This is a genomic window from Micromonospora echinofusca, from assembly GCF_017614955.1.
Taxonomy (GTDB): domain Bacteria; phylum Actinomycetota; class Actinomycetes; order Mycobacteriales; family Micromonosporaceae; genus Micromonospora; species Micromonospora echinofusca_A.
The window spans coordinates 1-20,111 of sequence record NZ_WVUH01000105.1 but is presented as its reverse complement, the minus strand read 5'-3'; the positions used below and the strand labels follow the sequence as shown (position 1 = coordinate 20,111).

The 20,111-nt window shown below is 71.3% G+C and carries 18 protein-coding genes and 1 pseudogene; 11 read left to right on the top strand and 8 right to left on the bottom strand.

Annotation, left to right across the window (positions count from 1 at the left end; genetic code table 11):
- From GSF22_RS14305 to rny, 8 genes are all read left to right on the top strand, one after another.
- Positions 1 to 1,086, top strand: a 1,086-nt coding sequence (locus GSF22_RS14305; RefSeq protein WP_208814058.1) for an aminotransferase class I/II-fold pyridoxal phosphate-dependent enzyme, incomplete at its 5' end; no start/stop codon positions are given.
- 237 nt (positions 1,087 to 1,323) lie between these two features.
- Positions 1,324 to 2,025 carry a UdgX family uracil-DNA binding protein gene (locus tag GSF22_RS14300; RefSeq protein ID WP_208814057.1) on the top strand — a complete coding sequence of 234 codons (702 nt, stop codon included), beginning with the start codon at positions 1,324 to 1,326 and terminating at the stop codon, positions 2,023 to 2,025.
- A 95-nt stretch (positions 2,026 to 2,120) separates the two neighbouring features.
- Complete coding sequence (locus tag GSF22_RS14295) at positions 2,121 to 3,263, top strand: acyl-CoA dehydrogenase family protein (RefSeq protein ID WP_208814056.1); 1,143 nt, start codon at positions 2,121 to 2,123, stop codon at positions 3,261 to 3,263.
- 112 nt (positions 3,264 to 3,375) lie between these two features.
- Positions 3,376 to 4,725: an MFS transporter gene (locus GSF22_RS14290; protein ID WP_208814055.1), complete on the top strand. Its 1,350-nt coding sequence runs from the start codon at positions 3,376 to 3,378 to the stop codon at positions 4,723 to 4,725.
- A gap of 16 nt (positions 4,726 to 4,741) precedes the next feature.
- Positions 4,742 to 4,942 carry a DUF3046 domain-containing protein gene (locus GSF22_RS14285; protein ID WP_208814054.1) on the top strand — a complete coding sequence of 67 codons (201 nt, stop codon included), beginning with the start codon at positions 4,742 to 4,744 and terminating at the stop codon, positions 4,940 to 4,942.
- 185 nt (positions 4,943 to 5,127) lie between these two features.
- Complete coding sequence (gene recA / locus GSF22_RS14280) at positions 5,128 to 6,174, top strand: recombinase RecA (protein ID WP_208814053.1); 1,047 nt, start codon at positions 5,128 to 5,130, stop codon at positions 6,172 to 6,174.
- A gap of 17 nt (positions 6,175 to 6,191) precedes the next feature.
- Positions 6,192 to 6,971, top strand: a complete 780-nt coding sequence (locus GSF22_RS14275; RefSeq protein ID WP_208814052.1) for a regulatory protein RecX — start codon at positions 6,192 to 6,194, stop codon at positions 6,969 to 6,971.
- Between the two features lie 564 nt (positions 6,972 to 7,535).
- Positions 7,536 to 9,311 (top strand): ribonuclease Y, encoded by a 1,776-nt coding sequence (rny, locus tag GSF22_RS14270; RefSeq protein WP_208814051.1) that lies wholly within the window; start codon positions 7,536 to 7,538, stop codon positions 9,309 to 9,311.
- A gap of 212 nt (positions 9,312 to 9,523) precedes the next feature.
- Here rny and GSF22_RS14265 read toward each other — a convergent pair whose 3' ends face one another.
- The 4 genes from GSF22_RS14265 to GSF22_RS14250 form a co-directional block, all read right to left on the bottom strand.
- Entirely contained in the window at positions 9,524 to 10,492 is a 969-nt protein-coding gene (locus GSF22_RS14265; RefSeq protein ID WP_208814050.1) for an amino acid ABC transporter permease, read from the bottom strand.
- Positions 10,489 to 11,196: an amino acid ABC transporter permease gene (locus tag GSF22_RS14260; protein WP_208814049.1), complete on the bottom strand. Its 708-nt coding sequence runs from the start codon at positions 11,194 to 11,196 to the stop codon at positions 10,489 to 10,491. The genes GSF22_RS14265 and GSF22_RS14260 overlap by 4 nt, the downstream gene beginning before the upstream one ends.
- A 39-nt stretch (positions 11,197 to 11,235) precedes the next feature.
- Positions 11,236 to 12,111, bottom strand: a complete 876-nt coding sequence (locus tag GSF22_RS14255) for a glutamate ABC transporter substrate-binding protein (RefSeq protein WP_208814048.1) — start codon at positions 12,109 to 12,111, stop codon at positions 11,236 to 11,238.
- A gap of 96 nt (positions 12,112 to 12,207) precedes the next feature.
- Positions 12,208 to 12,954, bottom strand: coding sequence for an amino acid ABC transporter ATP-binding protein (locus GSF22_RS14250; protein ID WP_208814047.1), 747 nt, complete (start codon positions 12,952 to 12,954; stop codon positions 12,208 to 12,210).
- A 210-nt stretch (positions 12,955 to 13,164) separates the two neighbouring features.
- On the opposite strand from GSF22_RS14250, the gene selD reads away from it, so the two are divergent.
- On the top strand, positions 13,165 to 14,148 hold the full coding sequence (gene selD / locus GSF22_RS14245) for a selenide, water dikinase SelD (protein WP_208814046.1): 984 nt from the start codon (positions 13,165 to 13,167) through the stop codon (positions 14,146 to 14,148).
- Between the two features lie 262 nt (positions 14,149 to 14,410).
- Entirely contained in the window at positions 14,411 to 14,890 is a 480-nt protein-coding gene (locus GSF22_RS14240; protein ID WP_208814045.1) for a hypothetical protein, read from the top strand.
- Between the two features lie 40 nt (positions 14,891 to 14,930).
- Here the strand turns inward: GSF22_RS14240 and GSF22_RS14235 are convergent, their stop codons facing one another.
- Entirely contained in the window at positions 14,931 to 15,176 is a 246-nt protein-coding gene (locus tag GSF22_RS14235) for a DUF2277 family protein (RefSeq protein WP_208814044.1), read from the bottom strand.
- Between the two features lie 56 nt (positions 15,177 to 15,232).
- On the opposite strand from GSF22_RS14235, the gene miaB reads away from it, so the two are divergent.
- Complete coding sequence (miaB, locus tag GSF22_RS14230) at positions 15,233 to 16,765, top strand: tRNA (N6-isopentenyl adenosine(37)-C2)-methylthiotransferase MiaB (protein WP_208814043.1); 1,533 nt, start codon at positions 15,233 to 15,235, stop codon at positions 16,763 to 16,765.
- A 51-nt stretch (positions 16,766 to 16,816) separates the two neighbouring features.
- Here miaB and GSF22_RS14225 read toward each other — a convergent pair whose 3' ends face one another.
- The 3 genes and pseudogenes from GSF22_RS14225 to GSF22_RS34745 form a co-directional block, all read right to left on the bottom strand.
- Positions 16,817 to 18,157, bottom strand: a complete 1,341-nt coding sequence (locus GSF22_RS14225; protein ID WP_208814042.1) for a pectate lyase family protein — start codon at positions 18,155 to 18,157, stop codon at positions 16,817 to 16,819.
- Positions 18,158 to 18,635: 478 nt separating this feature from the next.
- Entirely contained in the window at positions 18,636 to 19,844 is a 1,209-nt protein-coding gene (locus tag GSF22_RS14220; RefSeq protein WP_208814041.1) for a DUF349 domain-containing protein, read from the bottom strand.
- A 165-nt stretch (positions 19,845 to 20,009) separates the two neighbouring features.
- Positions 20,010 to 20,111 (bottom strand): annotated as a pseudogene (locus GSF22_RS34745) (IS982 family transposase); the annotation flags it as partial.

Sequence of the window (20,111 nt, the reverse complement as noted above, 5' to 3'; positions counted from 1 at the left end):
GTGCTGCGCCCGCCCCCGCCACCCGACGGGCTCGACCTCTCCACCGGAGGACCGGACCGCCGGCTCCTCCCGCCGGTCGCGCCGCACCTGGCCGCCCTCGCCGCCCGGGCCGACACCCCGACCGGGTACGCCCGGGCCGCCGTCCTGCCCGCACTCGCCGACGCCGCCCGGGAACGGCTCACCGCCGACGGCGTACCGGCCACCGCGCTGACCCTCACCGCCGGCGCGCTCGACGGCATCGAACGCCTGCTCACCGCCCACCTGCGCCCCGGTGACCCGGTCGGCGTGGAGGACCCCGGCTGGCCCAACCTGCTCGACCTGGTCGCCGCCCTCGGGCTGCGGCCGATGGCCGTACCGGTCGACGACGACGGCCCCACCGAGACCGGCGTACGCGCGGCCCTCGCCGCCGGGATCCGGGCGCTGATCGTGACCAGCCGGGCGCAGAACCCGACCGGCGCCGCCGTGTCGGCTGCCCGGGCCGGCGCGCTGCGTACCCTGCTCGCCGGTCACCCCCACCTGCTGCTGATCGAGGACGACCACGCCGCCGAACTGGCCGCCGTACCCCTGCACCCGCTCGTCGGGGTGACCCCCACCTGGGCCTTCGTCCGCTCGACGAGCAAACCTTTCGGCCCAGACCTGCGGTTGGCCGTGCTCAGCGGCGACGAGGCGACGGTCGGCCGGGTCGCCGGTCGGATGCGGCTCGGCACCGGCTGGATCTCCACCGTCCTCCAGGAACTGGTGCTGCGGCTCTGGCAGGACCGGGCCACCACCGACCTGCTCGACCGGGCCCGCACCGACTACGACGGTCGACGGCAGGCACTGCTGGCCGCGTTCGCCGGGTACGGGATCACCGGACACGGCCGGACCGGCATCAACGTCTGGGTGCCGGTACCCGACGAGACCCGGGCGGTCACCTCGCTGCGGGACGCCGGGTACGCCGTGTCACCCGGTGTCCTGCACCGGCTGGACGCCCCACCCGGGATCCGGATCACCGTCAGCCGGCTCGACCCGCCCGGGATCGCCCCGCTCGCCGCAGCGGTGGCCCGCGCCGTCGGCCCCGCCATCCCCGACACCTTCAAAATGTAGGCGAGGGGAGGTAAGGAAGGGCCCCCGGTTAACGCTTTCGGTAGAGGAAGGGCCCCTTGTTAACACCCGGACCGGGTTGACGCGGAACACCCGGATCGGGTGACGCGGAAGGCGCCGGGCCGGGTGACGCGGAAGGCGCCGGGCCGGGTGACGCGGAAGGCGCCGGCCGGGTTACTGCGGAACGCGCCGGACCGGGTTACCCGCGTGGGCGGTGGGTCTGCGGGTAGAAAGATCGCCATGACCGACAAGACCGACACCGCCCCCGGTGCGCAGCAGTTCATCCCGCCGGACGCGGACTCCCTCGACGCGCTGCGCGCCGCCGCTGCCGGCTGCCGTGGCTGTGAACTGCACGGACCCGCCTCGCAGACCGTCTTCGGTCGCGGTGACGCACACGCCCGGCTGGTCTTCGTCGGTGAGCAGCCGGGCGACATGGAGGACCAGAAGGGGCTGCCGTTCGTCGGCCCGGCCGGCCGGTTGCTGCGCAGGGCGGTCGACGACGCCGGTCTCGACCCCGCACACATCTACCTCACCAACGCCGTCAAGCACTTCCGTTTCGAACTGCGCGGCAAGCGCCGGATCCACCAGACGCCCGACCGGGTGCACATCGTCGCCTGCCGGCCCTGGCTGGTCGCCGAATTCGCCCAGCTCCACCCGGAGATCGTGGTGGTACTCGGGGCGACCGCGGCCAAGGCGCTGCTCGGCCCGACCTTCCGGGTCACCCGGTCGCGGGGTGAGCTGATGCCGTGGCCCGCCTCCGCCCAGCACCCCGAGGACTTCACCCGCGTCCCGGTCGATGCCGCCGGCAAACGCGCCGACGCCCCGCCCGCCCGGCTGCTCGCCACGATCCACCCGTCCGCCGTGCTCCGCGCCGACGACCAGGACAAGGCGTACGAAGGGCTGGTCGCCGATCTCACCGTGGTGGCCCGGGCCCTGAAGTGATCACGGGTCGAGGTTGTTAAGTAGGGGCCCTTCCTATACCGAAAGCGTTAAGCGGGGGCCCTTCCTTACCGCCCGGCGGTGTCACACTGGCCGGCATGGAGCAGCATCTCTACGAACCGGTGCACGAGGAGTTCCGGGACCTCTGCCGGGAGTTCCTGGCCCGGGAGGCGGTACCGCACCACGACCGGTGGGAGGCCGACGGGATCGTCGACCGCGCCGTCTGGCGGGCCGCCGGGGCCGCCGGCCTGCTCGGTACGGACGTCGACGAGGCGTACGGCGGGGGCGGGCAGCGGGACTTCCGGTTCAACGCGGTACTGGTCGAGGAGATCGTCGCCAGCGGTTGTTCCGGGCTCGGGTTCGGCCTGCACAACGACGTGGTGGCGCCGTACCTGACCGATCTGACCACCGAGGAGCAGCGGGCCCGCTGGCTGCCCGGCTTCTGCTCCGGGGAGCTGGTCACCGCGATCGCGATGAGCGAGCCGGGCGCCGGTTCCGACCTGGCCGGGGTACGCACCAGCGCGGTCCGGGACGGCGACGAGTGGGTGCTCAACGGCCAGAAGACCTTCATCACCAACGGCGAACTGGCCGATCTCGTCCTGGTGGTGGCCAAGACCGCCCCGGAACAGGGTGCCCACGGGGTGAGCCTGATCGCGGTGCAGACCGGTACCCCGGGCTTCACCCGGGGGCGGCGGCTGGCCAAGGTCGGCCTGAAGGCCAACGACACCGCCGAGCTGTTCTTCGACGACTGCCGGGTGCCGGTGGGGAACCTGGTCGGGGTGGAGAACCAGGGGTTCTACCACCTGATGGGCAACCTGCCCCGGGAACGGCTGAGCATCGCCGTCTCGGCGGTGGCCGCCGCGGAGCGGCTGCTCGCGGTGACCCTCGACTACGCCCGCAGCCGGGAGGCGTTCGGTCGACCGGTCGGCTCCTTCCAGCACAACCGTTTCCTGCTGGCCGAGCTGGACACCGAGGTGACCATCGCCCGCACCTTCGTCAACCACTGTGTGGCCGAGTACAACGCCGGCCGGCTGTCGGTGACCGACGCGGCCAAGGCGAAGTGGTGGACCACCGAGTTGCAGAACCGGGTCGCCGACCGGTGCGTGCAGCTGCACGGCGGGTACGGCTACATGCTGGAGTACCCGGTGGCCCGGGCCTGGCTGGACGGGCGGGTGCAGACCATCTACGGCGGTACCACCGAGATCATGAAGGAGATCATCGGTCGGGGGCTGGGCCTCTGACGCCATCCGGGCGATCCGAGAGCCGCGTCACCGCCCGGGAAACAGGGGTGCCCCGGGGTGCCCCCGGTAGGCGAGGATGGACCCTCTCCCGTCCCTTTCCCCAGGAGCCCGGATGGCCACCGATCTGACCACGCCGGCCGGTGCCCGGCTCGACGTCGCGCCGATCCAGCGGCGTACGCTGCGCCTGCTCTTCGTCACCCAGATCATCGGTGGCATCGGTCTCACCATCGGGGTCACGGTGGGCGCGCTGCTGGCCACCCGGATCGCGGGTACCGCGGTCTCCGGCCTGGCCAGCAGCGCCGCCGTGGTCGGCGGGGCGCTGCTGGCGGTACCGGTCACCCGGATCATGGCCCGGCACGGCCGACGGCCCGGTCTGGTGCTGGCGTACCTGGCCGGCGCGCTCGGCGGGGTGCTGGTGGTCCTCGCCGCCACGGCCGACGTGGTGTGGCTGCTCTTCCTCGGCATGGCCCTCTTCGGCGGGGGGACCGCCGCCAACCTCCAGGCCCGGTACACCGCGGTCGACCTGGCCGAGCCGGCCCACCGGGGTCGTCAGCTCTCCCTGGTGGTCTGGGCGACCACGATCGGCGCGGTGGCCGCGCCCAACTTCGCCACCCTGGCCGACGAGGTGACCAGCGGGATCGGTCTGCCGCCGTTGGCCGGGCCGTTCGCGTTCAGCACCGTCGCGTTCCTGCTCGCGGCCACCGCGATCTTCCTGCTGCTCCGGCCCGATCCGCTGCTCACCGCGCGTCGGCTGGTCGCGCCGACGGTCGAGGATCCGGCCGACGCCGACGCCGACGCCGACGCCGACGCCGCTGCCGGGTCGGCGCCCGACGGGGTACGCAAGCCCGGGCGGGACGGGATGCTCGCCGCGTTGCGGGTGGTGCTGGCCCGGCCGGCGGCCCGGCTCGGCATCGCCGCCGTGGCGGTGGGCCACCTGGTGATGGTCGCGGTGATGGCGATGACCCCGGTGCACCTGGGCGAGTCGCACGGCGACGCCGACGTGCTCAAGGTGGTCGGGATCGTGCTCAGCCTGCACATCGCCGGCATGTACGCGCTCTCCCCGGTGGTCGGCTGGCTGACCGACCGGTACGGCCGGCGCCCGGTGGTGCTCGGTGGGGTCGCGGTCCTGCTGGCCGCCTGCGCGGTCTCCGGCACCGCCGGGTACGACACCGTCCGGCTCTCGGTCGGTCTGGTGCTGCTGGGGCTGGGCTGGTCCGGGACGATGGTGGCCGGCTCGACCCTGCTGTCGGAGTCGGTACCGGTCGAGGTGCGCCCCACCGTGCAGGGGTTGTCCGACCTGACCATGGGCCTGGCCGGTGCCTCCGCCGGGGCGCTCAGCGGGTTCGTCGTGGAGTACGCCGGTTACCCGGTGCTGAACCTGCTCGCCGCGCTCGCCGTGGTACCCCTGGTGGCGCTAGCGTTGCGGCCGGTGCCGGCGGGACAGGTTCCGGCCGCCGGGTGACGAGGGAGGACGCACGGTGCGGTTGACCGACTTCTGGCAGCGGCTGGAGGAGGCGTTCGGACCGGGGTACGCGGTCAGCGTCGCCAGCGACCAGGTGCTCGCGCAGCTCGGTGGACGGACCGTCGAGCAGGCGCTCGCCGCGGGTGAGGAGACGCACGTGGTGTGGCGGGCCGTGTGCGCGGCGTACCCGGACCGGGTGCCGACCCGACTGCGCTGAGCTGCGGTTTCCTGCGTTGCGCGTGTCGCTTTCGCTGTCGTACACCTGTTCGGCTATTGTCCACAGCGGGGCACTCGTCCACAGGTCAGGGCCGGCCGGCTGGTTTTCTGTCGGACCCAGCGCCTAGCGTGTCCCGCGTGACTAGAAGCTCAGCAAAGACGCCGGCGAAGGCAGGGGTGGCAACCATGGCGGCAGCGCCTGACCGGGAGAAGGCACTCGACCTCGCTCTCGCGCAGATCGACAAGCAGTTCGGCAAGGGCTCGGTGATGCGGCTGGGTGAGCGGCCGGTCATCCAGACCGCCGTCATCCCGACCGGCTCCATCGCGCTCGACGTGGCGCTCGGCGTGGGCGGTCTGCCCCGGGGCCGGGTCGTCGAGATCTACGGGCCGGAGTCCAGCGGTAAGACCACCGTGGCCCTGCACGCGGTGGCCAACGCGCAGCGGGCCGGCGGGATCGCCGGCTTCATCGACGCGGAGCACGCGCTCGACCCGGAGTACGCCAAGGCGCTCGGCGTGGACACCGACGCGCTGTTGGTCTCCCAGCCGGACACCGGCGAGCAGGCCTTGGAGATCGCGGACATGCTGGTCCGCTCCGGTGCGCTCGACATCATCGTGATCGACTCGGTGGCCGCCCTGGTGCCCCGGGCCGAGATCGAGGGCGAGATGGGTGACAGTCACGTCGGTCTCCAGGCCCGGCTGATGAGCCAGGCGCTGCGGAAGATCACCGGTGTGCTCAACAACACCGGGACGACCGCGATCTTCATCAACCAGCTCCGCGAGAAGATCGGCGTGATGTTCGGCAGCCCGGAGACCACGACCGGTGGTCGGGCGCTGAAGTTCTACGCCTCGGTCCGGCTGGACGTCCGGCGCATCGAGAGCCTCAAGGACGGCACCGACGTGGTCGGTAACCGGACCCGGGTCAAGGTCGTGAAGAACAAGGTCGCCGCGCCGTTCAAGCAGGCCGAGTTCGACATCATGTACGGCAAGGGCATCTCCCGCGAGGGGTCGCTGATCGACGTCGGTGTGGAGCAGGCGATCATCCGCAAGTCCGGCGCCTGGTACACCTACGAGGGCGACCAGCTGGGCCAGGGCAAGGAGAAGGCCCGCGAGTTCCTCCGGGAGAACCCGGACGTGGCGGCCGAGATCGAGAAGAAGATCCTGGAGAAGCTCGGCGTGGGTGTGGGTGCCGGCGACGCTGCCGGTGGCCCTGAGCTGCCGCCGGTCGACTTCTGACCGGTCGCACGACGGTGGTGGGTCGACGGGGTGCCCGCACGGGGCGGGGCTGGGATGCTTCGCCACCCGCTGCGGGTGGCACCGGCGCGCGTCGGTCCCGACGGAGCGCCGACCGAACGACGTCCGGCGAGACGACGTCGGACGGGACGACGTCGGACGGGACCGGGGCGGTAGCCGCCAGCCGGGGCCGGCGTCCGGGCGGTGCCGACGGGGCGGTGTTCGACGGGGTGGCCCCGGGGGCACCGGTGGCGTCCCCCCGGGACGAGGCGGAGGCGGCCCGGGAGATCTGCCTGCGGCAGCTCGCGGTCCGACCGCGTACCCGTGCCGAGCTGGCAGCCGCGTTGGCCCGACGGGGGATCTCCGAGGAGGTCGCCGCGCAGGTCCTCGACCGTTACGACGAGGTCGGCATCATCGACGACGCCGCCTTTGCCCGGGCCTGGGTGACCAGCCGGCACACCGGCCGGGGGCTGGCCCGCCGGGCGCTCGCCAACGAGCTGCGCCGACGGGGGGTCGACGGGGAGGTCGCCAGCGAGGCCCTCGGTGAGCTGGACGAAGAGACCGAGGCGGAGACCGCCCGGGCGCTGGTCGACCGTAAGCTCCGCAGTGCCCGGGGGGAGCCGGACGCGGTCTTCCGTCGCTTGGTGGCCATGCTGGCCCGCAAGGGTTACCCGCCCGGGGTGGCCATCCGGGCGGTACGGGACGCGCTTGCGGCGCAGAGCGCCGAGGCGGCCGAGTTCGCCGCCCAGATCGACGCGGACGCGTTGGCGGACGCCGAGGGGGAGCCGCCGGAGCGGTAGCGACGCCGCCCCGATCCGGGGTGCTGTGCCGGCCTCGCGGCGCGGCCTCCACCGTGCGGCGGGGGCGCTGTCCCGGCCCCGCGGTACGGTCCCTGCCACGCGGCTGTTCGGCGGGTCGTCGCTCGACGCGGACCATTTCTGGTCGTCTGCGAAGTTTTCCGGCACCCTGGGTGAGGGAGCGTTGGCGGTGTGTTTCCACCCCTATTCGATCATGAGTTCTTGACCGAACGGCCCCCGCGACCTAGCCTCGCCATACAGGCTGAATTTGCCCGACCATTGCAGGCTAAGCACACAACATAGATCGCATAACAGTACGGCAACACTTTGGCCAGCTCAGTGGCCCTTGGCGTGAGCCCGGACAGGCCGGTCCGTTGTTCACGTGACAACTGCACCCGGCTGCGGGTGACGTCCTCGACGTCGCCTGCGGGCACCTACCCACGGCCAGCCGCCTTGGTCGGGCGACTACAGCCGCAGGGCGCGCTTCGGCGCGGATGGTGGAGGGGAGGCGCCCATGACCGGGTGGGTCGACATCAGTAACGGTGCATGGCCGGGTGGGGTAACGGCATGAGCGCGTTCGATGTGGCGATGCTCGCGGTGGTGGTCCTGCTGGCGGTCGTCGTCGTCGGAGCGGTCGTCGTCGGCGCGCGGACGCTACGGCAGATCCGCACCATGCCGAGTGCCCCGCTGCCCGAGGACCCGGCCTTCATCGCCGAGAAGGACCGGCAGGAGCAGTCCCTGGCGGCGCTGCGGTCCGCAGCCGACGAGGCGAACTCCACGGTCGACGTGGCGAAGTCCGCCGCCGCTGCGGCGCGGGCCGAGGCGGCTGCCGCCAAAGCGGAGGCGAACGCGGCCCGGGCTGAGGCCAAGCGGGTACTGGAGGCCGCCCGGGTCGAGGCGGACACCGTCCTGGAACGGGCGCACCGGCAGGCCGAGGCGGACGCCGAGGAGGTCCGGGCCGCCGCCCGGCGCAGCGGGGAACGGGAGGTGGCGCTACTCGCGTCCACCACCCGGGAACAGGCCGTCGAGGTGGAGCGGCGGGCCCAGCGGATGGACGAGCGGGAACGGCTGCACACCGAGGAGGTCGAGCGGCTCGCCGAGCGGGAGCGGCAGCTGACCGCCGCGAACGCCGCGCTGGCCGCCCGCGAGGCGGCCCTGGCCGAGCGGGAGACGGCGCTGGCCGAGGCGGAGCAGCAGCGCCGCCGCGAGCTGGAGCGGATCGCCGGGCTGACCGCCGACGCCGCCCGCAGCGAACTGATCGAGTCGATCGAGACCCAGGCCAAGCGGGAGGCCGCGCTGCTGGTCCGGGACATCGAGTCGGACGCCCGGGAGACCGCCGACCAGCGGGCCCGGCACATCGTGGTGGACGCCATCCAGCGGGTCGCCAGCGAGCAGACCGCCGAGAGCGTGGTCAGCGTGCTGCACCTGCCCGGGGACGAGATGAAGGGCCGGATCATCGGCCGGGAGGGGCGCAACATCCGCGCCTTCGAGTCGGTCACCGGGGTCAACCTGATCATCGACGACACGCCGGAGGCGGTACTGCTCTCCTGCTTCGACCCGGTCCGCCGCGAGGTCGGTCGGCTCACCCTGGAGAAGCTGGTCCTCGACGGGCGCATCCACCCGCACCGGATCGAGGAGGTCTACGACCTCGCCCGGCAGGAGGTGGAGCAGCTCTGCCAGCGCGCGGCGGAGGACGCGCTGGTCGAGGTCGGGATCACCGAGATCCACCCCGAGCTGGTCAGCCTGCTCGGTAGGCTGCGGTACCGGACGTCGTACGGCCAGAACGTGCTCAAGCACCTCGTGGAGACCGCCCACATCGCCGGGATCATGGCCGCCGAGCTGCGGCTGGACGCGCCGACCATCAAGCGGTGCGCGTTCCTGCACGACATCGGCAAGGCGCTCACCCACGAGGTGGAGGGCAGCCACGCGATCATCGGCGCCGACCTGGCCCGCAAGTACGGCGAGAGCGAAGAGGTGGTGCACGCCATCGAGGCGCACCACAACGAGGTACCCCCGCAGACCATCGAGGCGGTGCTCACCCAGGCGTCGGACGCCTGCTCCGGTGGGCGTCCCGGCGCGCGGCGGGAAAGCCTGGAGGCGTACGTCAAGCGGCTGGAGCGGATCGAGGAGATCGCCGCCGGCAAGCTCGGCGTGGAGAAGGTCTTCGCCATGCAGGCGGGCCGGGAGATCCGGGTGATGGTCAAGCCCGACGACGTGGACGACATCGGCGCGGCGGTGCTCGCCCGGGACGTGGCCAAGCAGATCGAGGAGGAGCTGACCTATCCGGGGCAGATCCGGGTCACCGTGGTCCGCGAGTCCCGGGTCACCGAGATCGCCCGCTGAGGGCGACCGCCCGTCGCACCGGGTTCCCCGGTCGGGGCCGGGGGACCGCTGCCTGTCGAGCTGCTCCGGCTACGCATCGGGACGGGTGTTTCGGGGGTGACCGGCCCGCCCTACCGCACCGGTCACCGCTGGATGCAATCGCCGCGCTGCCCCGGAGACGACGGTGGCCGCCCCGGAGGTACCGGAGCGGCCACCATCTGGTGCGACGGAAGCTAGATCCCGCCGGCGCCCTCGGCCTGCGCGGTGAGCGCGGCGGGCGGCGGGTTCTGGGCCGGGGTACCGGCCGTCTTGCGGCCCCGGGCCAGGCGGTGCTGCACGTACTGGGCCAGCTTCGACAGCGAGTAGTTCACCACGATGAAGAGCACCCCGATGATCAGGTACGTCTGGATCGGGTTGCCCAGCGCGCCGATGATCTGCTTGCCGATGTTCAGGGTCTCCTCGTAGGAGATGATGAAGCCGAGCGAGGTGTCCTTGAGGACCACCACGAGTTGGCTGATCAGCGCCGGCAGCATGATCCGGAACGCCTGGGGCAGCAGGATCAACCGGGTGGTCTGCAACGGGGAGAGCCCGACGGCCGCCGCCGCCTCGGCCTGTCCACCGGGCAGCCCCTCCATGCCGGAGCGCAGGATCTCGGCGATCACCACCGAGTTGTAGACGGTCAGGCCGATGACCAGGTACCACAGCGTGTCGAAGGAGATGCCGAACTCGGGGAACCCACGGGCCACGAAGAAGATGGTGAGCACCACCGGCAGGCCCCGGAACACCTCGACGCAGACCCGGGTGACCACCGCCAGCAGGGTACTCAGCCCGCGCAGCAGGTACGCCAGCGGCGTGGCCAGGCCGGTGAACCGCCGGGCGGTCAGGCTCCGCAGCTGGATCCGCAGGACCGCCAGCAGCGTGCCGACCACCAGCGAGGCGCCGATGGCCAGGGCCGCCGCGATCAGCGTGTTGCCGAAGCCGACGCCGATCCGCTCCCACACCAGCGCGAAGTTCTCGTTCGAGGGGTCCACCAGCGGGCCCCAGAGGTCCATCGAGAACTGCCCGTTGTCGTCGAGCGGGCGGTAGATCAGGAAGTACCCGCCCACGACCACCAGCAGCGCCGCGAGGATGCTGCTGATCAAGGTGATCCGGCGCTGCCGTGGCCCCGGTACGTCGTAGAGGACGCTGGTCTGCTGGCTCATCGGGCCACCGCCTGTCGCTTCTCCAGCCGGTCGAGGAGCGCACCGAGAGGCACGGTCATGATCAGGTATCCGATCGAGATGCCGATGGCAACGGGGATGAAGGCGTACCCCTCGGCGGAGGTGAGCTGGTCGGCGGACTGGGACAGGTCACCGGCCACCCCGAAGAACCCGACCAGCGCCGAGTTCTTGATCATCGCGATGATCACCGAGCCGAGCGGCACCACGGACGCCTTCCAGGACTGCGGCAGGACCACGTGGCGCAGGTTCTGGCCGAAGGTCAGCCCCAGCGAGCGGGCCGCCTCGGCCTGCCCCGGTGGTACCGCGTTGACCCCGGAGCGCAGCGCCTCGCAGACGAACGCCGCCGTGTAGAGCACCAGCGCGATGAGCGCGAAGCGGAAGTACGGCAGGTCGGCGCCGAGCCGGCTGAACACCTGGTCCAGCAGGGGGATCCGCAGGAAGTCGGCGTTGGAGCCGAGCGCGGGCAGCCCGAAGGCCGCGAAGAACATGACCACGGTCAGCGGCATGTTCCGGAAGACGGTCACGTACGCGGTGCCGACCGCCCGCAGCGGCGGCACCGGCGAGATCCGGAGCACCGCCACGACGGCGCCCAGGATCAGGGCGCCGATCGCGGCGAGTAGGCAGATCTGGAAGGTGAGCCAGAAGCCGCCCGCGAAAACGTCGAACCGGTCGATGAGTACATTCACGGGTCGGACTTCCTCCCCACCCTCCAGATCAGCTCGTCGTCAGTACCGGTTGACGGTGGGCGGGTTGCCCAGGGTCGCGCCGAACTTGCCGGCGGTGTTGTCCCACGCCTTCTTCCAGCTACCGTCGGCGAACGCCTTCTCCAGCGTGTCGTTGATGAAGGTGCGGAAGGCGGCGTCCTCCTTCTTCACCCCGATGCCGTACGGCTCCTTGGTGAAGTTGTCGCCGGCCATCTTGAAGGACGCCTCGTCCTTGGCGATGTAGCCGAGCAGGATCACGTTGTCCGTGGTGACCGCGTCCACCTGGCCCTGCTTGAGGGCGTCGCGGCACTTGTCGTACGTGTCGAAGGGCACCACCTGGGTGGCGACGTCCTTGACGTGCTTCTTGATCTCCTCAAGCGGGGTGGAGCCGACGACCGAGCAGACCTTCTTGGTGCCGTCCTTGAACGAGTCCGGACCGGTGATCGAGCTGTCGTCCTTGCGGACCATGATGTTCTGCCCGGCCTCGTAGTACGGGCCGGCGAACGCGATCCGCTCCTTGCGCTTGTCGTTGATCGTGTAGGTGGCGGCGACCAGGTCGACGGTGCCGTTGACGATCGAGTCCTCACGGACCTTGGACGGGGTCTCCACCCACTCGATCTTGTCCTCCGGGATGCCCAGCTCCTTGACGATGATCTTCGCGATCTCGACGTCGAAGCCCTCCGGCTTGCCCGACAGGCCCTTCAGGCCGAAGCCGGGCTGGTCGAACTTGGTGCCGATCTTGATCTTCTGGGCCTTGTTCAGCTTCTCCATGGTGCTGCCGGCGGCGAAGGACTTGCTGCCGGCGCCGGTGCCCTCGTCGCTGTCGCCACCGCAGGCGGCCAGCCCGACGGACAGGGCGGCGGCGACGGCGAGCGCCGCTACGCGCTTGATACGCATTCCTCTACTCCTTCTTCGACGGAGCCCGCCGGGCGACGCGCTCCACAACGGACGCATGGTGCGTCGGATGGTCGGTGCTGGACCTGTCGTGCGGATCTAGTGGGTGAGGATCTTCGACAGGAAGTCCCGGGCGCGCTCGCTGCGCGGGTTGGCGAAGAACTCGGCCGGCGGCGCGTCCTCGACGAGCTGCCCGTCGGCCATGAAGATGACCCGGTTCGCCGCGTGCCGGGCGAAGCCCATCTCGTGGGTCACCACGACCATGGTCATCCCCTCGCGGGCCAGCGAGGTCATCACGTCCAGCACCTCACCGACCATCTCAGGGTCGAGCGCGCTGGTGGGCTCGTCGAAGAGCAGCGCCTTGGGCTGCATGGCCAGGGCGCGGGCGATCGCCGCGCGCTGCTGCTGGCCGCCGGAGAGCTGGGCCGGGTACTTCTCCGCCTGGTTGGCGATGCCCACCCGGTCGAGCAGGGCCAGGGCGCGCTCCCGCGCGGCGGCCGGCTTCTCCTTGCGGACCTTGACCGGCCCGAGGGTGACGTTCTCCAGGATCGTCTTGTGCGCGAAGAGGTTGAACGACTGGAAGACCATGCCGACCTCGCTGCGCAGCCGGGCGAGGGCCTTGCCCTCGGCGGGCAGCGGCCGACCGTCGAACGTGATCGTCCCGGAGTCGATCGGCTCCAGCCGGTTGATGGTGCGGCAGAGCGTCGACTTGCCGGAACCGGACGGTCCGATCACCACGACGACCTCGCCCTTGCCGACCGAGAGCGAGACATCGTGGAGTACGTGCAGCGGTCCGAACCACTTGTTGACCGCTTCGAGCACGATGAGCGGTTCGCCCGTCGACACCGTCGTCCACCGTCCTGTCGATGCTGTGAGGTCGGTTTGACCTCTGGTGGGGGCAACTCTAGGCGGGCCAGGATGTCAGAACGCACGTCGAATGGTCACGGAGCGGTAACACCGGGCCCACCTGTCGCGGACTCTGGGCCCCCTCCTGCCGGAAGCGGCCACGACTCGCACTATGGAGGCAGTCGTCCCGTCCCGACGAAGGAGTGCGCGATGGAACCGGTACGTCTGACCCGGTATGCCCGGGGTGGCGGCTGCGCCTGCAAGATCCCGCCCGGTGAACTGGAGGCGATGGTCGCCGGTCTGGGCGTGACCGGCGGCCCGGACCTGCTGGTGGGGCTGGACCACGGCGACGACGCCGCGGTGGTCCGGTGGGACGGGCGTACCGGCATCGTCGCCACCGCGGACTTCTTCACCCCGGTGGTGGACGATGCGTACGACTGGGGACGGATCGCCGCGACCAACGCGCTCTCCGACGTGTACGCCATGGGCGGTACCCCGCTGGTCGCGCTCAACCTGCTCTGCTGGCCCCGTGACGTGCTGCCGCTGGAGCTGGCGCGGGAGGTGCTGCGTGGCGGGTACGACGTGGCCGCCTTGGCCGGCTGCCACCTGGCCGGCGGGCACAGTGTGGACGACGACGGCCCGAAGTACGGCCTGGCGGTGACCGGCACGGTACGCCCCGACGAGCTGATCACCCTCGACGCCGGGCGGCCCGGGATGCCGCTGTCGCTGACCAAGCCCCTCGGGGTCGGGGTGCTGAACACCCGGCACAAGGCCACCGGGGAGACCTTCCCGGCGGCGGTGGCGGCGATGACCACCCTGAACGCCGGGGCGGCCCGGGCGGCGGTGGCCGCCGGGGTGCGGTGCGGTACCGACGTGACCGGGTTCGGGTTGCTCGGGCACGTGTCGAAACTGGCCCGGGCCAGCGGGGTCACCGCCGTGCTCGATCCGGCCCGGGTGCCCTACCTGGACGGTGCCCGGGAGGCGGCCCGGGACGGGTACGTCAGCGGCGGCAGCCGGCGCAACCTGGACTGGGTCTCGCCGTGGACCGACTTCGGTGGGCTGGACGAGGTCGAGCGGCTGCTGCTGGCTGACGCGCAGACCTCGGGCGGGCTGCTGGTGGCCGGGGAGGTGCCGGGCGGCACGGTGATCGGGGAGCTGGTCCCGGCGGGGGAGTACCGCGTGGTGGCCCGCTGAGCGGGAGCACCGCGTGGCGCCGCGTCGAGATTCCGGTCGGGGCGGCCGGTGTGGCGGCCGGCGGCCTGCCGGGTACCCGATAAACTGTCATCTTCCGGTCACCGGGAGTGCGGGCAGGTGGGGCGACGACGCCGATCCGGTCGGCTTTTTGTCGGAAATGGTCACAGACCGGTAACTTGCCCCTTCCGGGCGGGAAACGCCCGTCACCATCATCAGTGAGGCCCGTTCCGGAGGCCCTGACTGCGCGCAGCGAGGAGACGGCATGACCGAGCTGTGGAACTGGAGAATCGACGACCGGGTCGCCGCCGCGGAGGTCCGGCCCGCCCTCGCCGCCGCGCTCGGCCGGCCGGTACTGCCGCTGGGTGCCGACCCCGGCCGGCTGCCCGCCGACGCCGTGCTCTGCGACGTCTGGCACGTCCCCGGTGAGTTCCCCACCGTCGTCGACTGCTACGGGGTGCCCGACGGGCTGGTCGAGCTGCGCGCCGTCGCCGCGCTGGCCCGCCGACTCGGCCGGTCCTGCCTGCTGCGGGACGACACTCTCGACGCGACCCGGCACCTGCTGGTGGCGACCGACGGCACGATCCGTCCGGTACACCTCGACGTGGCCGACACCGACGACGGCGAGCTGCTCCGCGACCAGCGGCTCTGCACGGTGACCAGCCCCGGTTGCCGGGGCTGGTCACAGTGTCACCGCTCGCGCTGGGCGCCCGACTCGGTGATCCCCGCGCTCGCCGCAGCCTGACCCTGGGCGGTGCTCCGGTCGGGGCCGGTGCGCCGGGCGGTCAGTCCGTCCCGGCCGCTGCCGGCGACGCGGCGGACTGACCGCCGCGCACGACGAGCTGGGCGAGCAGGTTACGCGTCGCGTCCGCCACGGCGGCCACCGCCGCGTCGAAGGCGGCGGCGTTGTGCGCGGCGGGCGCCCGGAACCCGGAGATCTTCCGGACGTACTGCAACGCGGCGGCCTCGATCTCGGCATCGGTGACCGCAGTGGTGTACGGCTCACGCAGGGTCTTGATGCTCCGGCACATGGCACGGCTCCTCTGCCTCTTCGGTGATCCGGTCACCCGGATACGCTGTTCTGGTCATGACTACCGCAGCAGCGGGCAGCCCGCGTACCTATCAGGTGCGTACGTACGGCTGCCAGATGAACGTGCACGACTCGGAACGCATCTCCGGCCTGCTCGAACAGGCGGGATACGTCCGGGCCGCCGACTCCGCCGACCCCGACGTGGTGGTCTTCAACACCTGTGCGGTACGCGAGAACGCCGACAACCGCCTGTACGGCAACCTCGGCCACCTACGCCCGGTGAAGGACAAGCACCCCGGGATGCAGATCGCCGTCGGTGGCTGCCTGGCCCAGAAGGACCGGGGCGACATCGTCCGCAAGGCCCCCTGGGTGGACGTGGTCTTCGGCACCCACAACATCGGTTCGCTGCCGGTGCTGCTGGAGCGGGCCCGGCACAACACGGCCGCCGAGGTGGAGATCCTGGAGTCGCTGGAGGTGTTCCCCTCCACGCTGCCCACCCGCCGCGAGTCCACGTACGCCGGCTGGGTGTCGATCTCGGTCGGCTGCAACAACACCTGCACGTTCTGCATCGTGCCCTCGCTGCGCGGCAGGGAGAAGGACCGCCGCCCCGGCGACATCCTCAACGAGGTCCGCGCGCTGGTCGACGAGGGCGTGCTGGAGGTGACCCTGCTCGGGCAGAACGTCAACTCCTACGGCGTCGAGTTCGGCGACCGGTACGCCTTCGGCAAGCTGCTGCGCGCCTGCGGCGGGATCGACGGGCTGGAGCGGGTCCGGTTCACCAGCCCGCACCCGAAGGACTTCACCGACGACGTGATCGCCGCGATGGCCGAGACGCAGAACGTCTGCCACTCGCTGCACATGCCGTTGCAGTCCGGCTCCGACGACGTGCTGAAGGCGATGCGCCGGTCGTACCGCTCCGAGCGGTACCTGGGGATCATCGAGAAGGTCCGGGCGGCGATGCCGGACGCGGCGATCACCACGGACATCATCGTCGGCTTCCCCGGCGAGACCGAGGCCGACTTCCAGCACACCCTGGACGTGGTCCGCGAGGCCCGGTTCGCCTCGGCGTTCACCTTCCAGTACTCCAAGCGCCCCGGCACCCCGGCCGCGACCATGCCCGACCAGTTGCCCAAGCAGGTCGTCCAGGAGCGCTACGAGCGGCTGATCGCCTGCGTCGAGGAGATCACCTGGGCGGAGAACAAGAAGCTCGTCGGCGAGACCGTCGAGGTGCTGGTGGCCGTGGGGGAGGGGCGCAAGGACGAGCAGACCGGCCGGATGTCCGGCCGGGCCCGGGACGGCCGCCTGGTCCACTTCGCGACCGCGCCGGCCAGCGTCGACGGCCGCCCCGTCGACAGCGGGCCGCTGGCCGGGCGGATCCGCCCCGGCGACATCGTGCACACCGTGGTCACCTACGCCGCCCCGCACCACCTCAACGCGGACGGCGAGCCGCTGGCGCACCGGCGGACCCGGGCCGGTGACGCCGCCGAGGCCGGCCGCGCCCCGCGTACCCCTGGAGTGCTGCTCGGTCTGCCCACGGTGGGTGCGCCGGTTGCGGCACCCGCACCGGGCGGTGCCTGCGGCTGCGACTGACCGCGACGCGGTGGGGGTCCGTCCGGGACCGGCGAACCCCCACCTCCGGGGTCAGACCGAGATCCGCCCGGCGCCGGCGCCGCCGGTCACGATCGACTTGACGTTGCTGGCGGTGTCCAGGCTGTACGCGTACGGGATGCCGGCCACACTGCCACCGGCCTGGCCGCCGCCCGAGTTGACGAAGTGGTTGTTCCGGGCGACCAGGGTGCCCGGCCCGGAGGAACCCTCACCCAGGTGGAACGGGTCGTCGACGTTCTCGAAGTAGTTGCCCTCGACGAGGACGCCCGCGTTCATCGTGGACGCGACGCCGTACCCACCGTTGTTGTTGTAGTAGTTGTTGTAGACGTGCACCGGGTTGCCGAACCGTACCCGGGGGTGGCGCTGGCTGCTGCCGTCGAACCAGTTGTGGTGGTACGTCACCCGCAGGTGCCCGACGTCCTGGCTGGCGTTGTCGTCACTGTGCCCGAGCAGCATCGACTTGTCGTGGTGGTAGACCCGGTTCCAGGACACGGTGACGAAGTCCGAGCCGCGTTTGATGTCGACCGCGCCGTCGTAGCCGTTGCTGAAGGTGTTGTGGTCGACCCAGACGTTCGTCGCGGACTGCTCGACGTTGATCGCGTCGTCGTTCCAGTCCCGGAAGGTCAGGTTCCGGATGATGACGTTACGGTCGCCGCTGATGGTGAAGCCGCAGCCGGCGATGGTCGCGCCGGAGTTGCCGAGGATGGTCTTGTTCGACCGTACCCGCAGCATGCCGGAGCAGGAGATGGTGCCGGAGACCCGGATCACCGCCGCGCTGCTCGAACCGAGCGCCGAGGTCAGCGCCGAGGCGCTGGTCACGGTGACCGGGCTGGCGCTGCCGCCACCCGTGGTACCGCCGTTCTGGGTGGCCCAGCCGACCAGTCCGGTCTGCGGTGCGCTGGTGGGTGGCGGGGTGGTCGGCGGTGCGGTGGTGGTCGGGTTCCCGGTGGGTACCACCCCGCCGGTGCAGGTCACCCCGTTGAGCGTGAAGCTGACCGGTACCGGGTTGCTGGAGTTGTTCCAGGTGCCGTTGAACCCGATCGCGGCCGTACCGTTGGTGGCGAGGTCCCGGTTGTAGTCCACGTTGGTGGCGGTGACCTGGCTGCTGCTCTGCGTGAAGGTCGCGCCCCAGCCCTGGGTCACCTGCTGGCCCGCGCCGAACGACCAGCGCAGGTTCCAACCGGAGAGGGCGGAGCCGAGGTTGGTGACGGTGACGTTGGCGGTGAACCCGCCCTGCCACTGGCTGGACACCGCGTAGTTCACCGAGCAGCCGGTGGCCGCGTGGGCGTTGACTGCGGTGAGTACCCCGGCCACGAGCAGTCCGGCGGTGGCCGTGGTGGTGATCAGTGTGGTACGACGTCGTGCGGTGCGCATGGTGGTGGATTTCCCTTCGGACTGGCGGGCCAGCCGTCGGTCGACGACGGGGTGCCGTGCCCTCGGCACCGTTTCCCGTCGGACCCGCGCGGCGGACTCCTGCCCCTGGTGACGTCGGTTCCGGTGACTCCCACGCTGGCGCCCACTGCCCGGGTAAGCGCTTTCCGGCATCAAAGCACAGCCGTCATTGGATGTAAACATTTCGATCAATGCCGGATGTCCCCGAGGTTGCGGAGGCGTCGTCGGGCCGGCCCGACGACGTCCGGTGTTCCTCGTCGCCCCGCCCGACCCGCGCGCTCCCTGCCCCACCCGCGCGCCCTTTGCTCTGCTTCAGCGACGGCAACACCAAGCCGGGCTCGTCGTTTCCTCCGCTGAAGCAGAGCAAAGGCGGCGAGCAGCGGTCAGGAGAGCAGGATAGGCCGAGAAAGACGGATCCCCCTCCCGCCTCAGCGGCGGAAGGGGGATCCGGTGGAGTGTCTCAGCTCGCCTGTTCGGCCAGCTGGAGGAACTGCCGCTTGGCGGCGAGCGCCTGCTCGGCCTCCCGGATCCGCTTGGCGTCCCCGGCGGCCTGCGCCCGGGCCAGTCGCTGCTCGGCTTCGGCAACCTGGTCCCGCATCTGGGCCAGCAGCGGGTTGTCGGCCGGCGCCGTCCGGCGCCACGCCGAGTCCATCACCTCGCGTACCTTCTCGTCCACCGCGCGCAGTCGGCGCTCCAGCCCGGCAGCGGCCTCCCGCGGCACCCGCCCGGCCTCGTGCCACTGGGCCTGGATGTCCCGCAGCCTGGCCTGGGCGCCCTTGGGGTCACCCTCGACGTCGAGCGCCTCGGCCTCGGCCAGCAGGGCCTGCTTACGCTCCAGGTTCCCGCGCTGCTCGTTGTCCCTGGCGGAGAAGACCTCGCTGCGCCGGGTGAAGAAGGCGTCCTGCGCGGCCCGGAACCGCTCCCAGAGCTTCTGCTCCGCCTCCTTGGAGGCCCGGGGAGCGGCCTTCCACTGCGTCATCAGCTCCTTGAGCCGGTTGGCCGTGGAGACCCAGTCGGTGGACTCCTTGAGCGACTCCGCCTCGGTGACCAGCTCCTCCTTGATCGCCTGGGCCTGCTTCCGCTGGGTGTCCAGCGCCGCGAAGTGGGCCCCCCGGCGCCGGGTGAAACCGTCCCGCGCGGTCGCGAACCGCTTCCACAGCTCGCCGTCGGTCTTCTTGTCGACCCCGCGGATGGTCTTCCACTCGTCGAGGATCTCCTTCAGCCGGTCCCCGGCGGTCTTCCACCCGGTCGACTCGGCGGCCAGCTTCTCCGCCTCCTCGACCAGCGCGACCTTGCGGGCCAACGCCTCGGCCCGGGCGGCGTCCTTGGCGGCCCGCGCCTCGCTGGCCTTCTCCTCGGCGACGGTGACCAGCTTGTCCAACCGGGCAGCCAGCGCGTCGATGTCACCCACGACGTGTGCCTCGGGCAGCGAGGCCCGGATCCGGCGCAGCGTGCTCAACGAACCCGCCGCGTCGGCGGCCCCGGAATTGAGCCGGGCCTCAGTCAGGTCCACCTCGGTGACGAGATCGGCGAAGCGCCGGGCGAAGTGGGCCAGACCCTCCTCCGGTGCTCCCGCCTGCCACGAACCGACCACCCGCTCGCCCTCGGCGGTCTTGACGTACACGGTGCCGTCCGCGTCCACCCGTCCGAAGGCCGTCCAGTCACTCATGTGCCCATCCTCGTTCTCCCGGCGTCGACGGGTGGGACCCCGCGATCGCCGCCACGGCGCAGCAAACTTCTCCCGGCATTGTCACAGGTCCAACCCGGTCCCCGTCGAGCGCCTATCGCCGACCGTGACCATACGGTGTCCTAGACGAGTAAGTCCGAAGTCGGGTCAGTGGTCGTAGGCGATCAGGGACCTGGTCACGGGTTGGCCGGTGGCGCGGTTGTGCCAGATCGCGGCGGTCATGGCGAGGATTCGCTGCGCGACTCGGGC

What these genes read in the sequence shown, in the direction of transcription:
- GSF22_RS14225 (WP_208814042.1), bottom strand. Translation starts at nt 18,157, where the DNA reads ATGCGCACCGCACGACGTCGTACCACACTGATCACCACCACGGCCACC.
- miaB (WP_208814043.1), top strand. Translation starts at nt 15,233, where the DNA reads ATGACTACCGCAGCAGCGGGCAGCCCGCGTACCTATCAGGTGCGTACG.
- GSF22_RS14240 (WP_208814045.1), top strand. Translation starts at nt 14,411, where the DNA reads ATGACCGAGCTGTGGAACTGGAGAATCGACGACCGGGTCGCCGCCGCG.
- GSF22_RS14255 (WP_208814048.1), bottom strand. Translation starts at nt 12,111, where the DNA reads ATGCGTATCAAGCGCGTAGCGGCGCTCGCCGTCGCCGCCGCCCTGTCC.
- GSF22_RS14220 (WP_208814041.1), bottom strand. Translation starts at nt 19,844, where the DNA reads ATGAGTGACTGGACGGCCTTCGGACGGGTGGACGCGGACGGCACCGTG.
- GSF22_RS14265 (WP_208814050.1), bottom strand. Translation starts at nt 10,492, where the DNA reads ATGAGCCAGCAGACCAGCGTCCTCTACGACGTACCGGGGCCACGGCAG.
- GSF22_RS14295 (WP_208814056.1), top strand. Translation starts at nt 2,121, where the DNA reads ATGGAGCAGCATCTCTACGAACCGGTGCACGAGGAGTTCCGGGACCTC.
- GSF22_RS14235 (WP_208814044.1), bottom strand. Translation starts at nt 15,176, where the DNA reads ATGTGCCGGAGCATCAAGACCCTGCGTGAGCCGTACACCACTGCGGTC.
- GSF22_RS14290 (WP_208814055.1), top strand. Translation starts at nt 3,376, where the DNA reads ATGGCCACCGATCTGACCACGCCGGCCGGTGCCCGGCTCGACGTCGCG.
- GSF22_RS14300 (WP_208814057.1), top strand. Translation starts at nt 1,324, where the DNA reads ATGACCGACAAGACCGACACCGCCCCCGGTGCGCAGCAGTTCATCCCG.
- recA (WP_208814053.1), top strand. Translation starts at nt 5,128, where the DNA reads ATGGCGGCAGCGCCTGACCGGGAGAAGGCACTCGACCTCGCTCTCGCG.
- selD (WP_208814046.1), top strand. Translation starts at nt 13,165, where the DNA reads ATGGAACCGGTACGTCTGACCCGGTATGCCCGGGGTGGCGGCTGCGCC.
- rny (WP_208814051.1), top strand. Translation starts at nt 7,536, where the DNA reads ATGAGCGCGTTCGATGTGGCGATGCTCGCGGTGGTGGTCCTGCTGGCG.